The following is a 15,270-nucleotide window of genomic DNA, read 5'->3' as shown; positions in this document are numbered from 1 at the left end:
ACAGGTTAATGCCGAGAATTTAATTATATTGCGGTAACTTATGGCGCAAGCTATTACATCATGCCACCCATTCCGCCCATACCACCCATTCCGCCCATGCCACCCATATCTGGTGCGGCACCTTTCTTCTCAGGCTTATCAACTACTAAAACTTCGGTGGTTAAGACCATGCCAGCAACAGAAGCAGCATTTTGAATTGCCGAACGAACTACCTTCGCAGGATCAATAATTCCTGTGGCAATCATATCGACAAATACAGAATTGAGAGCATCAAAACCGAAGTTAAATTCTAGTTCTTTAACTTTCTCCACAATTACAGTACCTTCAAGTCCAGCATTATCAGCAATTTGACGCAACGGAGCTTCTAATGCTTTAGCAATGATGCTGACACCGATCGCTTCTTCAGGTTCTAGTCCAGCTTTGATTTCATCTAGAAACTTAATTAAATGTACTAAAGTGGCACCACCGCCGGGAACAATACCTTCTTCTACTGCCGCACGGGTTGCATTCAAAGCATCTTCAATGCGGAGCTTCCGATCTTTGAGTTCGGTTTCCGTAGCAGCCCCAACTTTAATCACAGCCACCCCACCAGCGAGTTTGGCAAGACGTTCTTGGAGTTTTTCCTTATCGTACTCAGAATCAGTTAGTTCTAGTTCTTTACGAATTTGAGCAATGCGCTTATCAACATTTACCTTATTTTCGCTACCCGCCACGATTGTGGTTTTTTCTTTCGTAATGGTAATCTTGCGGGCTGTACCAAGCATATCCAAGGTAGCAGTATCTAGGCTTAAGCCCATTTCTTCGGCAATTACTTGTCCATCGGTTAAAACAGCAATATCCTGTAACATGGCTTTACGGCGATCGCCAAAACCGGGAGCCTTAATCGCGGCTACATTCAAAGCACCTCTGAGTTTGTTAACTACTAAAGTTGCCAAAGCTTCACCTTCTACATCTTCGGCAATAATGACCAAGGGAGAGCCAGAACGAGCTACCTTTTCCAATACAGGTACTAAGTCTTGAATAACGTTGATTTTTTTGTCAGTAATCAACAGCTTAGCATTTTCAAACTCGGCGATCATGCGCTCAGAATCAGTTACAAAGTAAGGAGATGTGTAACCCCGATCAAACTGCATCCCTTCTACTACCTCTAATTCGGTAGTTAAGGATTTGGATTCTTCTACGGTGATTACGCCATCTTTGCCAACTTTACTCATGGCATTAGCAATCATTTCACCCACTTCGGTATCGTTACCAGCCGAAACAGTTGCAACTTGGGCGATCGCATCTCCAGTTACAGGCTTAGCATTAGCAGCAATTACATCTACTAATTTAGCCACAGCTTTTTCAATGCCACGGCGCAAACTCACGGGATTTGCACCCGCAGCCACATTCTTTAAACCTTCACGGATCATTGCTTGAGCTAAAACCGTAGCACTAGTTGTGCCATCACCAGCAACATCATTGGTTTTAGAAGCAACTTCACGAATTAGCTGAGCCCCAGCATTTTCTAAGGGGTCTTCTAGTTCAATTTCCTTAGCAATGGTAACACCATCATTCACGATTTGCGGCGCACCATATTTTTTCTCTAACACTACGTTGCGTCCCTTTGGTCCAAGGGTAACTCTAACGGCATCGGCAAGGGCATTTACACCACGTTCCAGCGCCCGTCTTGATTCTTCGTCAAATACAACTTTCTTAGCCATAACTTTTCTCTTTATATAATTTGTTTGGTTTTATTTGGGTAATTAGTTTGAATAATTTGCCTAGAAATTAATTATTCAACGATCGCCAAAATATCTTTCTCAGCCACTAGCAGGTAATCTACGCCGTCAACTTTGATTTCATTCCCTGAATACTTGGAATACAAGACCCGATCGCCAACTTTGACTTCTAAGGCTACACGCTCGCCTTTGTCATTACGAGCACCTGCACCGACAGCAGTAACTTCGCCAATTTGGGACTTTTCCTTAGCTGTATCAGGTAAAAAGATACCGCCAGCTGTTTTTTCTTCTTTGGCAACGATTTTAATTAAAATGCGATCGCCCAATGGTTTGAGCGCACTTGCCTGTACCGTCAATGAAGCCACTATGACTAATCCTCCATGCTTTAAACTTTCAATTTTTGGGTAGTCTGTGATTTAGCACTCTACCTCATTGAGTGCCAATATACTCCAAAATCTTTAACGCCCTAGATCGGCTTTCCGTACCTACTGCCATAAGTTCGAGGTAAAAGCGTGAATTTATTTGAAAATCTGAATTAACTTAACAATAGTTTCAGGATTTAATTCCAAAATACTGTGTACAACTAAATCAGCCCCATTGGTAATAAGCATTTGCGTATAAGCTTCAGGATCACGGTGATGGACATGGGGAGGCAAAATACCCACGGCAATATACTTTAACTCTGGATAATTTTGGCGAGCATTCTTTACGGTCAACATATCCGCAGCAGTATCGCCAGCATAAATTACCAAGGATGGATAATCTAGTTTTTGGGCAGATTGGTATAAACCAGTGGGATCGGGTTTGCCCGGAGCATCTTCCATTGCCACCAAAATGGGATCGCTAATATCCAAGCGATTTAAGACGTATGAAGCTGAAGCATAGGTAGCACCACTAAAAAATCCCCATTTGATCCCGCTTGCAGTTAGCTGCTTAAAATATTCTGGAGTAGCAATCAAAGTTTCCGTAGTGATATATCCTGTCCAATTGTTTGGATCATGCCCACGATAGCGACTTTGAAAAAACTCTACGATCGCCTCATATTCAACATCTATAGTTTTTCTGGTTTTGGTAGCATAACGTCTAATCAATTCGTACGAAGCTTCCCAGTCGTTGTTCCAAATACCTTCAGTTTTGAGTAAATCTATATCCTCTGAAGTTGGGCGGTAGCCAGTAAAATGCTCAACCGTATCTGCTAAAGCTCGATGATAGGATCCAAATACATCTCTAATCACCCCATCAATATCTAAAATTAAAGCAACATCAGAAAGGCTAAGCATGGTAATATAAAAGATCGCTATGAAAGATTAAATTTGCAGAGAGGTAATAAAGTTTGACTCAGTTTATTCTAAAGGTTCTTTGGCTAGAAAAAGATGTGGCATTGGCAGTAGATCAAGTAGTGGGCAAGGGCAATAGTCCTTTAACGAAATACTACTTTTGGCCTAGGGATAATGCTTGGGAGCAGCTTCAAACTGAGATGGAATCTAAATCATGGATTACAGATCAAGAACGGATTGAATTGCTTAATAAGGCTACGGAAGTTATCAACTACTGGCAAGAAGAAGGCAAACGTCGCCCCATGAGCGAGGCACAGGCAAAATTCTTAGATGTAATTTTTACGGGTAGTGCTTAATTATTGCGTTAATTAATTGATTGAGACTAAATGTATTACTAATAGAAGCCATAGCCTTTTGCCGTGGCTTTTATTTTAGCGTTGTAAGTAATTGAAAAGAGGAATAACTAATGATAAAAATTACTTCATTCTGGACACTATTTCTTTTAAATGTAATCACTGCTAGTAGTTTGAATGTGCAAGCCCAAAACTGGTCAGGTACTTACTATCGTAATAAGGCTAACGGCAAAGTAGTAATTAGAGAGGGAAAAAAAAGTAAGCAAAGAGCAATAGATTTTAACCTTTCAGTGGGTAATCCTCCACCATACTTGTGCATTGGCAAGTTAGATGGTTATGCTCAGTGGATTACTGCAAATATTGCTGAATATAATGTTGGCTTCAATACGGAATCTGATTCCTGTAGATTAACATTTATTTTTTCTAGTAATCAGTTAATAGTAAGGGAAACAAATTGTGATGCTCATCATGGTGTTAGTTGCAATTTTGAAGGATTATATTCACGCTAAAGAGAGTATATAAATAACGATAATTCTTTACTAATTAATCAATCTAAAATTCTTAAAGTTGTCTCAATATAAATTTCTACAGGTAAATCTATAAAATATTCAAACTAGTAAAACTTAATCATGCTCAATGAAATTGTTACCCATATATTTCAGGCAACAGGGCAAAGATTAATTAATCCCCATCAGCAACCTGTGAGTGGAGGGAGTATTAATCAGGCTTTCTGTTTGAGCGATCGCTCCAATAAATTTTTTGTAAAAACTAATACGGCACCTAGACTAGGGATGTTTGAGGCAGAGGCGATCGCCCTCAATCAAATTTATAATACCCATACCATTCAAGTACCAAAGCCCATCTGTTGGGGTATCACCGATGGTTTCTCCTATATTGTCACCGAGTGGATAGAATTTGGACGTAATGGCAATTGGTCACAACTAGGGCAGAATTTAGCGGCATTACACAGGGTTACAACTAGCTCAGGCTTTGGCTGGGATCAGCAAAATACCATTGGTGCCACTCCACAAATTAATCATTGGACATCTAATTGGGTTGATTTTTTCATAGAACATCGATTGTTATACCAGATCAAACTGGCTAGGCAAAAAGGATTACAGGTGATCGCTTCTGATCAGGAATTATGGCAACTAGTTCCTCCTCTGTTTCAAGGTTATAATCCTCAACCCTCATTAGTACATGGAGACCTCTGGTCTGGGAATATGGGGTTTGATCAGTTGGGGACACCTGTAATTTTTGATCCTGCGCTTTACTTTGGCGATCGCGAAGTTGATCTAGCCATGACCGAGTTATTTGGAGGATTTCCCTCGCAGTTTTATCAAGGTTACAACCAAGTTTTTCCCCTAGATTCAGGCTATCAGTCCCGCAAAACCCTCTACAACTTGTACCATATTCTTAATCACTTCAATTTGTTCGGCGGTAGTTACGGCTCCACTGCCCAAGGGATGATCAAAGAAATTAAGGGCTAATTAAGGATTTCCAATGAATCAAGACTCTATCCAATTTCTATCGACCGATGAATCCATAGCTGTGGATGGCGCATTACTATCCCAGCACGAAAAATTTTTAACCCGCCTGACGATTTCCTCCATGCGTTTACTCATTCACATTGCCCAAGATTACCAAGTGACCGTAGAGGAGTTAAAAGCAGATCAAGTGATTAAGTGGTTCGAGCGTGATGCCAAAATTAGGCACGAGCAAGGAAGTGAAGCTGCCTTTTTAAAATGGTAATGCCGTAAAGCTAGGTAATCCAAAGGTGTTACTTTGGTTTTACTTCCTCTGCTTTCAAAATCCGCTTAGAGACATCTAGCCAATCTTTACCCAATCGCACTGTAACATCAGAATCTAAAACTCCTGTGGATTCCAGAACCACTTCCCCAACGCCTAGGGCATTACGCACCTGTTCGGCACTATTGAGATTTCCATCTTGGGCAATAATCTGGGTCTTTTCTAAAATTACTGGCGGTCTTTCACTATCGGCAAAGGTTTGAGCATAACCCGCCCGAATCAAGGCTTTAGTTGCGACTTTAATGCGATCGGGGTAATAGGTTGTATCTTGAACTGCAACCCTAAGATTGGGAGGGCTAAACTCTTGTTGATCGTCTTTTGCTAACTCTGGGTTACTGTAAGTCACATTAAAATGCTCTTGCATTAACCGTGCCAGCTTGTGATCATCCACAATCCAATAACTGAGGGGATATTCTGAAGGAGTACTAAACCTGCCGGGTACCATCATGAGTTTGGTATCTTTGCGATCTACCTTAGAAACAAAAGCAGCGATCGCCAATAACTCCTGTACTGACATATTCGTATCCAAATTCTGTTTAATTACAGTCAGAATATCGGGAATGCGCGTAATGGTTTCAAGTTTAAGTTTTTGGGCAATAAGCGCACGAAAAAAAGCCTGCTGCCTCTGAACTCGCCCAATATCTCCCAACTCATCATGGCGATAGCGCATATATTGAATCGCTTTAGTCCCATCCAGTAACTGCTGTCCCTGATTCAAATTAATATAAAGATGTTGACTGTCATCTTGGTATTTCATGCGCTTAGGCACATAGATTTCGATCCCACCTAGGGCATCTATTAACTGCCCAAACCCTTCTACATTTACGCGCACATAGCGATCTATGGTGACATCACCTGCTAATTTACTTACGGTTTTTGCAGAAAGTACCGCCCCGCCCACATAGTTAGCTGCATTAATTTTCTGCACGCCATAGCCGGGAATCTCAACTCTGCTATCACGGGGAATAGATAAAGCAGTTACTTTTTGGGTAACGGGGTCTAGATGCACCAAAATCATGGCATCACTCTGTCCATCCAGACTGGAGCTGGTTTGTGCTAGGTATTCTGGCTTAGGTAGGTCAGCAGCCCCAGGTAAATCCGAACTGAGGACTATGGTACCTAAGACTAAAACATTAACAGGGCGAGTTAGAGCTGGTAACCCCAAGGTAGCAGAAGCTATATCTGAATTAAAGGTTCCTGCTTCGGCAGAGTTTAAAGCCCGTTGTTGAAATGGCTTACTAGACATAAAAAAAGCTAATGCTGCCCCAATACCTCCAGAAATAAGAGCAAGGATCAGAAAGAACACAAATACTTTGAATTTAGGAGAACCCTTTGTTCTCCTTTTATCCGAATTTTGGTTACCCGAATTCTGAGATTTACGAGCTTTTATGGTTGCCACAGATAATCATCACTCCACAAGATTAATTTATTTTAAGCTATGTTAAGGCAATAAGTTAAAGCAAATAGACTACTGCCACATCCATAAAGGTACGCCATTGGTCTCTAGTTCAAATTGCAAGCGGTTAAATCCCACTGCTAGTGAAGATGTTGATAGCGCAGATGCTGGTAAAAATCTATTTAGAAATGGCTTAGGTGGCTTAATGGTAAAAAATTTAGTTGTAGTTGGATTCAAGCCCACCAGTTCCGCAGCCCATCGACGGGCATCATCTTCATTGCCAAGGCGATCAACCAAACCTAATTCCACAGCCTGTTCTCCCGTGAATACTCTACCATCGGCAAACGAGCGCACGGTAGCGGGACTGAGTTTTCTGCCTTCTGCTACGGTATTAACAAATTGATTGTAACTACTATCGATCAGGCTTTGAAGAATAATGCGTTCGTCATCGGTAATATCTCGATCAAATGCCAAAATATCTTTATATGTGCCAGATTTAATTACCTTAAAGGAAACCCCAACTTTTTCCAGTAGTCTCTCAATGTTATTACCTCGCAAAATTACACCGATGCTGCCCGTGATCGTACCGGGGTTTGCCATAATGTGGTCAGCACCAACGCCAATATACACTCCACCTGAAGCGGAAATATTGCCGAAGCTAGCAATTACTTTAGTTTTTTCACGGGTACGTTTAATGGCATCATAAATTTCTTGGGAGTCGCCAACGGTACCACCGGGGCTGTCGATGCGTAGGACTAGCGCGGGAAAGCGTTTTTGTTGCACAAATTCTAAAGCTTCTAGGACTCTAGTTCGGGTTGCTCCAGCGATCGCTCCTAGGACTTCAATGCGGGCAATGGATTTTTTAAATTTACCTTGGAAGAATCTCATTAATTTTTGTATTTATTTTGAACTTATTACTGATTGATTGATATTACGCAGTATATGCCATGATCACGTTGAGATCGGAGAGTTGCAGTACTAAAGCCAGTGATTTAATCTCCGTTTTTTTGAGCGATCTCTGAATTAATTTGACTGTAAATTGCCGATAATTCCACCATAAAGTTAAGAGACTGGCGCGCATTCATGGAACCAAGGGCATATTTAGCTGAACTGGAATATTTGATTAAAATCTGGCGAGCCTGATCGGGCATAAACGAATCTAACTGCACAACCTGCATTGACCAGCCCCCAAATAGTCGAGCATCAATTGCGGTAAATTCAATTAATTCACTATCAAAGTGACGCTTATCAACCAAAATCCGACTATAGGTTTGACTAACTACTTTGCGATCGCCTTCTAAAATTTGCAGAAACATAAAGTCCCCATAGCACAACATTCCTGTGACTGCTGCTGCGGAGTTATTTCTTTCTGACTTTTCCATTATGTCTAACAGATCGGAATAGCCGAGATTGGGCGCAGCATAACTTAAATAAATCAGCCGAGATAAGGTCATAAACTTGATAAATACATGGTTAGTTCTGGGAAATTTTCATATTCACTCTCCTAAATTTTAGTTTAGCTTTAGGAAGGACCAGAGGCGGGTTGCGGTTCTAGTTTAAATGTATCTTCAATCACGCTTAATAATTTCTTGGCGATTAGAGTATTACCGACATCAGTGAGATGAATGGGGTCAATAAATGCCTGCTCCTTGGTTTCATTAAGAGCTTTATAAAGACTAATTAATCTAATTTTATTAAACTTACGGTCTAGGATATTAGATTCTAAATTTTGGTAGGAGGAGCTAATGCGATCGCTGTAGTCTTTACCTAGGGATTTAATAATTTCCGCTTCCGCCGCCGTGGGGGTAGTTTTCCCCGTAATTTCAGGCTGGAGGGCAACAATAATGGGAATTTGGGCATTTAGATTGGCAACTTTACGCAAATTAGCCTCATAATTGGCAATTCTAAGCTTAAGTTCTTGGGGATCGGCTGTTAGTTGATTGGCATTAAAAACCTGATAATAGCCAGATGCTTGGGGTAGGGCAGTGGGAGTAAATAGATGACGAAATGCCTTGACGATATAAAAACTATTCAGCCAGTTTTCCCATTGTTGTTGGTTTTTGCTTTGCTCCTGTTGTTCTTGCTTTTGCAGAATGTCTTCAAGTTTAATTAGTTCACGGGTAGGCTTAGAACTGGGCGATCGCAGGTCTTCGTAACCATTCAAAAATATTAAACAATCAGGCTTAAATTCAGAGATTTTATGCGCCCACAGTGATAACTGATTGGTAAAGGTATAACCAGGTACTGCCGCCGTAATCACTTGATAATTAGCAATCCGAATTCGAGGCGGTAATAATTGCACCTTTTCCACTTGATCGGCGTAGTAGGGAAAAACGGGTGGTTGAAACTTCTTGGGTTGATCGATTTGATCCTGTAAACGCTTACTCAGCAACTGCTCTAATTTGGCAGCTATGGTAGCTTGATTATTAGCAGCCAAAGTGCCAAAAGCTGTAGAATTCCCAATTATAAAAATCCGAACTTGATTTTGATCCTTATTGATCGGAAGGGGCTGATTTACCCTAAAGCCCTGAGCATTGATCTGCCAAAATTTATAATTTTGATTGGGAACAAGGTCATAGCCACTCACCGCACTGGTTTTAACTTCTAGGTCTCCGTTAGGTGGATTGAAGGGCAAGTTTGTTAACGGTTTACCATCGGTTCCCACTAGCTTTAACTCATAGGTTTGAGTCGTATTACTAGATTGATTACCTAGCCAAGAAGCAGGCGCAAAATTTTTTAACCCTAGTTCCAAGGAAATTAGGAGCAAAGGAATGCCAATAAATAGCATGATTAAAGTATTTCGCAGCCACTGGTTGGACTTAGATGAATAGGAAGAACCGTATCTATATTTACGCATTAGGGTGTTATTAGGGCATCAAGTATCGGAAGCCTGATCGGATAGCAGAATTTAACCTACCATAAACCGTACTAAAATCGCTTGGTAATTAGGGGTGATCGCCGAGATAAAGCCAAAATACAGGTACCTACACCACCACATAACCAAACCAGTGCCAAGCTGCAAAAATTTTCCACATGAATTACCATTTGCCTTACAGCTTGACTTCCAATTTGACTATCAACTGCGGTATAAACTTCACTGTAAAACTGAGACCCAGAAAATAGGGCGATCAAGATTAGTCCTGCACCCACCTGCCAAGCGGGTAAAATTAGGTTGGAGCGATCGGGAGTCATAATACTTGGGGCAACTAAGCCAACTACCAAGCGGGCAAGACTAGGGCTAACCAAACAAATTCCTAAAAATAACATATAGGTTGCCAAGGATACTCCCGATGGTAAAGGTAGCAGCATTAATAAGGCAACTCCTAGACATAAAATTACCAACCCTGCAAAAATTCCCACACTTTGTGGCAAAAGGATATTCATTACACCTAGAGTATCTCGGCTGATTTGATGGGCAGAAAAATTAAGACTATCAATTAAAGTTGAAGTTAAGCTATTAGCTAGGTGATCATTCTGCTGCTTGGAATTACCTTGCTTTCCATCAGTGATCGCATCAGTTAAGGGACTAGGCAGAGTAACTATACTGTCGCTTCCTGCTAATTGCAGCCATTGCATATCAACTTCTTTGAGTTTGATTGTTTCTAAGCGGGAAAACTGCACGGCATTAATTGTAAAACTGGATTCCATGCCCCAAATACCGCTGAACTGCATAGAGATTAAGCGTTTAGATGGATATACTAGCAATTGCCATGTACTTAAACCAGTTAACCCCGCCCCAGCTAGGGCGATCGCTAATAACTCCGTAACTCCATCGGGTAGCTCTAGGGTAGTACAAGTAAATAGACTTAAGATTAAACACATTAATCCTTTGAACTGCCCCGTTTGCTGGGTAATTACATTAGGGGTAAGTATAATCTGCTCTTGATTAGATTGGGGACTAATACTTGTGATACTAATATTTTGTATACCTTGGATATTTTGCCCAATATATTTAGAGTTGCCCACCTGCTTATTACTACCTAGGCGCACAGAGGCGGAGATCAAAGTTGTGGCAGCGATCGCCCACATTCCCGCTACAAAACCATCGGTTATTACTTGGTTCAAATTAAGACTATATATAAGTAATAAACCTAGCCAAAATAGAGCAATCACCACCAATAGTTGAGGAGGATAGCTCATAGGCAGATTGTAATAGCAACTTTTGGTTACAGCTTTACTCCAGTTGCCCGATAGTAACCATCCGATCATAGCGATCGCCACCGTTACTATTGCCAATTCATATCCTTGGTAATAAGACCTCAGGCGTAACACCGGTGTAGCAATTACCAGCAACATTAAACAGCCCGTATAAAAGGCATAAACACCAATTAAGGTTATGGCACGGGTATCACTAGGATCAAAGGTTTTAGCGGTAGTCTGCATAATTTTATGATCTTAGCGTAATCCCAGTCAGAGGAAAGTTATGTTTGTGGCAAAAACATCCTAATAAGAGATCACTGCCCTTAAATCAGTGTAAAAGTTAGGGCAAATATAACCCAGCTTTGCAAAAGTAAATTCTTAAGAATTAACGGATTAATATCAGCAACTACTCATAAGTCTGTAGGATCACCATAGTAAAATTAGCCAGTATCTTAAACTCAAGATACAACTCAAGATAGTTAGAGACTTGATCGGTTTGGCAAAGTTCAGAGCATCCAAACAAAAAACAAACAAAAAACAAATATAAAAGCTAAATATTTAGAGGTCTAATTTGATGAATCCAGCAGAGTTATGGCAACGTTATCAGGACTGGTTGTACTATAACCAAGATTTAGGACTTTATGTTGATATTAGCCGTATGAAATTTTCTCAGGATTTTCTCACGAGCATTGAGCCTAAATTTGCTAAGGCATTTGCTGATATGAAAGCATTGGAAGCTGGAGCGATCGCTAATCCCGATGAACAGAGAATGGTAGGACATTATTGGCTTAGATCACCAGAAATAGCTCCTAGTCCAGAACTCCGTGATGCCATCAACTCCACCATCGATCAAATTGAAACCTTTGCTCAAGCAATTCACTCAGGGGCAATTCATCCCCCCACAGCTACTAAATTTACCGATATTGTTTCCATTGGTATTGGCGGATCGGCATTAGGACCGCAGTTTGTGGCTCAAGCTTTGGCAGTTCCTAATCCTCCTTTAAATATTAGTTTTATTGATAACACCGATCCCAATGGTATTGATCTGGTGCTTTCCCAACTGGGCGATCGCCTAGCTACAACCCTAGTAATTACCATTTCTAAATCTGGTGGAACTCCCGAACCCAATAATGCCATGCAGGAGGTGAAGGCTGTCTATGCTCAAGCAGGGTTAGACTTTGCCAAATATGCAGTTGCGGTTACAGGTATAGGTAGTAATTTGGATCAACTGGCTAAAAAGGAAGGCTGGATCGAAGTATTTCCCATGTATGACTGGATCGGTGGACGCACCTCGGAACTTTCTGCCGTAGGCTTATTACCTGCTGCCCTCCAAGGCATAGATATTCGATCGCTGCTGCGCGGGGCAAAAACTATGGATAGTGCTACTAGAGTTGAATATGTTAAGCAAAATCCTGCGGCGTTACTAGCATTGGCGTGGTATTTTTCGGGAGATGGTAAGGGCTTAAAAGATATGGTCATCCTGCCCTACAAAGATCGACTGTTATTATTTAGTCGCTATCTGCAACAACTGGTGATGGAATCCTTGGGCAAAGAAAAAGACCTTGAGGGTAATACGGTCTATCAAGGCATTGCTGTCTATGGCAACAAAGGCTCAACGGATCAGCACGCCTATGTGCAGCAACTTAGAGAAGGGGTACCCAACTTTTTTGCTACTTTTATTGAAGTTCTCAATGATACCAGTGGCACAGGGGTGCAACTCGAACTGGAACCGGGTATTACCAGTGGTGATTACCTATCGGGATTATTGCAGGGGACTCGTCAAGCACTATATGAAAATGGACGAGATTCAATTACGGTCACAATTCCCAGTGTTTCAGCATTTACCATTGGGGCGTTAATTGCTCTCTACGAAAGGGCTGTAAGTTTCTATGCTTCTTTAGTTAATATTAATGCCTATCACCAACCGGGCGTGGAAGCCGGGAAAAAAGCAGCAGCAGCAGTTTTAGCATTGCAAAAGCAAGTGGTAGCAGTGATCGCCAATAGTAAAACCCCAGTTACCCTTACCGAAATTGCCACTCAAATTAATGCTGTCGAGCAAACTGAGGTAATTTATCGGATTTTACGCCATCTCTATGCCAATCAGCGTATTCATCTTAAGGGTAACTTTAGTATGCCCTCAAGCCTAGAAGCTAGTTTAAAGTAATCTCTGTGTAATCTATAGGAGAATAATTTGATCAATGATATTGTTTTGCTATCTAAAATAAGTAGCAACTAGTCTATATTTTTTCTATGTATTTAATGCAATTGCCGAGCAGGAGGCTTTTTGACTCAGTCAGTTAATATCCCTAATTTACCTAAAATTGACGATTTCCTTCAAGAACTTGCAACAATTCAGCAAAAAAGCTCTAAACGCTATGCTCTTTTAGGTTCTCGTCATGTGCCGCTTACCCATCAACATTTAATTGAACTGTTAAGCTATGCCCTAGTACTGGGTGGTAATAGTGTAATTACATCGGGGGCGATCGGCACAAATCTTGCTATTATTCGTGGGGCAATGCGTGCTAATCCCGACTTGTTAACAGTGATTCTGCCCCAAAGCCTAGATAGGCAACCTGCCGAATCGAGGGAACAACTAGAAAACGTAATGCACTTGATTGAGCATAGTGAAAATGATGACCTATCCCTAGCTGATGCCAGTAGCCTTTGTAATCAGGAAATTATCTCTAAATGTCAGCACCTCATCTGCTTTGCTTACCATGATAGCTATACTTTACTAACTACTTGTCAAGATGCCGAGGAACAGCGCAAAGTTGTGACCTTATTTTATCTGGACTAAATTTATCTGGAATAAACTATGCAAATTATTAGGAAGATTCCCGGACTTTCCCTTGCCCTACTAATTTCTGGTTATGCAGTGCTCGGGTGGCTTTTATCTATTCATGGTGCCGCTTGGAAAATCTGGCTTACCAGTGGAGCGATCGCTTTTGGAATTAATTGGATTTTTGCCGTGGGTTGGGCGATCGCTGCTATATACTTTGTCTTTGCTCGGGCAGAAGTTCTAGTTTTATCCGTTGGTATTTGTTTGGTGTGGGCATTACTGATGTATATAGCTCGCCTCGAAGTACAGGCAATTAGTGGTAACAGGTGGCAAGCTTTTTTCGTATTAGGAATTATTGCAGCAATCGGTATGTCCATTGGCTGGTTTGCTGATGCCAGTCTGATTCCTAACATCGGTAGGTCACTGATCAAGCCAAAAATTTAGACACCAAAGCCGACAAAATCAGCAATAAGTCTGCTGTCATTGTATTTCGCTATTCATACTTCAAAATTCATTTTTACTCAATTCTTTACTAAATAAAGAAAGAAAAAAGAGGTAGAAAGTTCTATCTTGATCACCCTAATCATTGATATATGCTCTCCACCTCTAAGTAACTCACTGAACTATGAGCCTAGAAAATTTGTTAATAACTAAGCATCAGTTTCATCTTCAATAATTGGTTCTTCTTCAGCCGAAGGAATTTCAATATCATCAATGGCGATCGCCTCAACTCCATCTTCAGTAATAGCTAGACTTGCCACAGGCTGATTCATCTGTTCACGGAATTTTGCCGCCATTTCCTCCGCCCCATCATAGACAACCTGAGGATTCTTAACCATATCACCGGGTTCTGCTTCTAGTTGCTTGGTAGAAAGTGAAATCCTTCCTCTTTCGGCATCGAGATCGATGATCATGACCTTAACTTCATCATTGACATTGAAGACATTATGGGGAGTATCAATGTGATCGTGGGAAATTTCAGAGATGTGTAGCAAGCCACTGACCCCACCAATATCGATAAAGGCACCATAGGGCTTGATTCCACGCACAACACCGATGACAACTTCACCCACTTCAAGCTTGTTCATCTTCCGTTCAACTAATGCCCGACGATGGCTGAGTACTAGTCGATTGCGGTCTTCATCTACCTCTAAAAACTTTAGGGGCAACTCTTCATTTACTAGCTCTTCTTTAACTTTGCGAGTGCTGATGTGAGAGCCAGGAATAAATCCTCGTAAACCCTCAATTCTGACCAAGGCACCACCTCGGTTTGTAGCAAAAATCAAAGCACGCACGGTAGCATCTTCTTTTTGCAGTTGACGAACCCGCTCCCATGCACGCATATACTCAATGCGACGAATTGATAGGGTTAGTTGCCCTTCCTCATTTTCATCGGCAAGAATAAAAAATTCACGGGTGTCATTATCCTGTAGAACTTCTTCAGGCTGATCAATACGATTGATGGACATTTCCTGAATGGGAATATAGGCGGCAGTTTTAGCCCCAATATCAATCAAAGCACCTCTTGGTTCTAGGCTAAAAACAGTACCTGCCACAATGTCGCCGGGGCTGAAGTGATAGTCATACTTATCTAGTAATGCGGCGAAGTCTGCGTGGGTAAAGCCAACATTGGGAGGGGTTTTTGTCTGATTGACCATGCTAAAGTTTTCAAATATACTTACTAAGGTTTAGGAGTTTAGACTTTGTATCTCAATATTTCGTAGTTCATATTTAAAATAAAAGAAAATAATGAAAGAAACAAGATATAAGTACAAACTGGGTTCTCAATTATATA

At 41.1% G+C, this 15,270-nt stretch carries 16 protein-coding genes; 7 read left to right on the top strand and 9 right to left on the bottom strand.

Annotation, left to right across the window (positions count from 1 at the left end):
* Window positions 1–53 precede the first annotated feature (53 nt).
* From groL to SYN7502_RS13330, 3 genes are all read right to left on the bottom strand, one after another.
* The gene (gene groL / locus SYN7502_RS13340) at window positions 54–1,703 is read right to left on the bottom strand and encodes a chaperonin GroEL (RefSeq protein ID WP_015169314.1); all 1,650 of its coding nucleotides are present in this window, start codon (window positions 1,701–1,703) and stop codon (window positions 54–56) included.
* Window positions 1,704–1,774: 71 nt separating this feature from the next.
* A complete protein-coding gene (groES, locus tag SYN7502_RS13335) occupies window positions 1,775–2,086 on the bottom strand; it encodes a co-chaperone GroES (protein ID WP_015169313.1) in 312 nt (103 codons plus the stop codon).
* Between the two features lie 153 nt (window positions 2,087–2,239).
* Window positions 2,240–3,001 carry a TIGR01548 family HAD-type hydrolase gene (locus SYN7502_RS13330; protein WP_015169312.1) on the bottom strand — a complete coding sequence of 254 codons (762 nt, stop codon included), beginning with the start codon at window positions 2,999–3,001 and terminating at the stop codon, window positions 2,240–2,242.
* 53 nt (window positions 3,002–3,054) lie between these two features.
* On the opposite strand from SYN7502_RS13330, the gene SYN7502_RS13325 reads away from it, so the two are divergent.
* From SYN7502_RS13325 to SYN7502_RS13310, 4 genes are all read left to right on the top strand, one after another.
* Complete coding sequence (locus tag SYN7502_RS13325) at window positions 3,055–3,354, top strand: 30S ribosomal protein PSRP-3 (protein ID WP_015169311.1); 300 nt, start codon at window positions 3,055–3,057, stop codon at window positions 3,352–3,354.
* A 110-nt stretch (window positions 3,355–3,464) separates the two neighbouring features.
* On the top strand, window positions 3,465–3,860 hold the full coding sequence (locus SYN7502_RS13320; RefSeq protein ID WP_041429481.1) for a hypothetical protein: 396 nt from the start codon (window positions 3,465–3,467) through the stop codon (window positions 3,858–3,860).
* 120 nt (window positions 3,861–3,980) lie between these two features.
* The gene (locus SYN7502_RS13315; protein ID WP_015169310.1) at window positions 3,981–4,841 is read left to right on the top strand and encodes a fructosamine kinase family protein; all 861 of its coding nucleotides are present in this window, start codon (window positions 3,981–3,983) and stop codon (window positions 4,839–4,841) included.
* 13 nt (window positions 4,842–4,854) lie between these two features.
* Complete coding sequence (locus SYN7502_RS13310) at window positions 4,855–5,103, top strand: hypothetical protein (RefSeq protein ID WP_015169309.1); 249 nt, start codon at window positions 4,855–4,857, stop codon at window positions 5,101–5,103.
* A 28-nt stretch (window positions 5,104–5,131) separates the two neighbouring features.
* Here the strand turns inward: SYN7502_RS13310 and SYN7502_RS13305 are convergent, their stop codons facing one another.
* The 5 genes from SYN7502_RS13305 to SYN7502_RS13285 form a co-directional block, all read right to left on the bottom strand.
* Complete coding sequence (locus SYN7502_RS13305; RefSeq protein ID WP_015169308.1) at window positions 5,132–6,559, bottom strand: LCP family protein; 1,428 nt, start codon at window positions 6,557–6,559, stop codon at window positions 5,132–5,134.
* A gap of 69 nt (window positions 6,560–6,628) precedes the next feature.
* A complete protein-coding gene (sppA, locus tag SYN7502_RS13300; RefSeq protein WP_015169307.1) occupies window positions 6,629–7,444 on the bottom strand; it encodes a signal peptide peptidase SppA in 816 nt (271 codons plus the stop codon).
* A 104-nt stretch (window positions 7,445–7,548) separates the two neighbouring features.
* Complete coding sequence (locus tag SYN7502_RS13295) at window positions 7,549–8,010, bottom strand: BLUF domain-containing protein (protein ID WP_015169306.1); 462 nt, start codon at window positions 8,008–8,010, stop codon at window positions 7,549–7,551.
* A 68-nt stretch (window positions 8,011–8,078) separates the two neighbouring features.
* On the bottom strand, window positions 8,079–9,413 hold the full coding sequence (locus tag SYN7502_RS13290; RefSeq protein ID WP_015169305.1) for an SGNH/GDSL hydrolase family protein: 1,335 nt from the start codon (window positions 9,411–9,413) through the stop codon (window positions 8,079–8,081).
* 71 nt (window positions 9,414–9,484) lie between these two features.
* Window positions 9,485–10,939, bottom strand: a complete 1,455-nt coding sequence (locus SYN7502_RS13285) for a hypothetical protein (protein ID WP_015169304.1) — start codon at window positions 10,937–10,939, stop codon at window positions 9,485–9,487.
* A gap of 331 nt (window positions 10,940–11,270) precedes the next feature.
* On the opposite strand from SYN7502_RS13285, the gene SYN7502_RS13280 reads away from it, so the two are divergent.
* The 3 genes from SYN7502_RS13280 to SYN7502_RS13270 all read left to right on the top strand — a co-directional run bounded on the left by SYN7502_RS13280 (window position 11,271) and on the right by SYN7502_RS13270 (window position 13,919).
* The gene (locus tag SYN7502_RS13280; protein WP_015169303.1) at window positions 11,271–12,860 is read left to right on the top strand and encodes a glucose-6-phosphate isomerase; all 1,590 of its coding nucleotides are present in this window, start codon (window positions 11,271–11,273) and stop codon (window positions 12,858–12,860) included.
* Between the two features lie 120 nt (window positions 12,861–12,980).
* Window positions 12,981–13,493 carry a hypothetical protein gene (locus SYN7502_RS13275; protein ID WP_015169302.1) on the top strand — a complete coding sequence of 171 codons (513 nt, stop codon included), beginning with the start codon at window positions 12,981–12,983 and terminating at the stop codon, window positions 13,491–13,493.
* A gap of 18 nt (window positions 13,494–13,511) precedes the next feature.
* The gene (locus SYN7502_RS13270) at window positions 13,512–13,919 is read left to right on the top strand and encodes a hypothetical protein (RefSeq protein WP_015169301.1); all 408 of its coding nucleotides are present in this window, start codon (window positions 13,512–13,514) and stop codon (window positions 13,917–13,919) included.
* Window positions 13,920–14,125: 206 nt separating this feature from the next.
* On the opposite strand, the gene SYN7502_RS13265 is transcribed toward SYN7502_RS13270, so the two are convergent.
* On the bottom strand, window positions 14,126–15,133 hold the full coding sequence (locus SYN7502_RS13265) for a 30S ribosomal protein S1 (RefSeq protein ID WP_015169300.1): 1,008 nt from the start codon (window positions 15,131–15,133) through the stop codon (window positions 14,126–14,128).
* Window positions 15,134–15,270: the final 137 nt, after the last annotated feature.

The organism is Synechococcus sp. PCC 7502, assembly GCF_000317085.1.
In the GTDB taxonomy this organism is placed as follows: Bacteria; Cyanobacteriota; Cyanobacteriia; order Pseudanabaenales; family Pseudanabaenaceae; genus PCC-7502.
The sequence above is the reverse complement of the archived record's forward strand: the minus strand, read 5'-3'. Positions and strand labels throughout refer to the sequence as shown.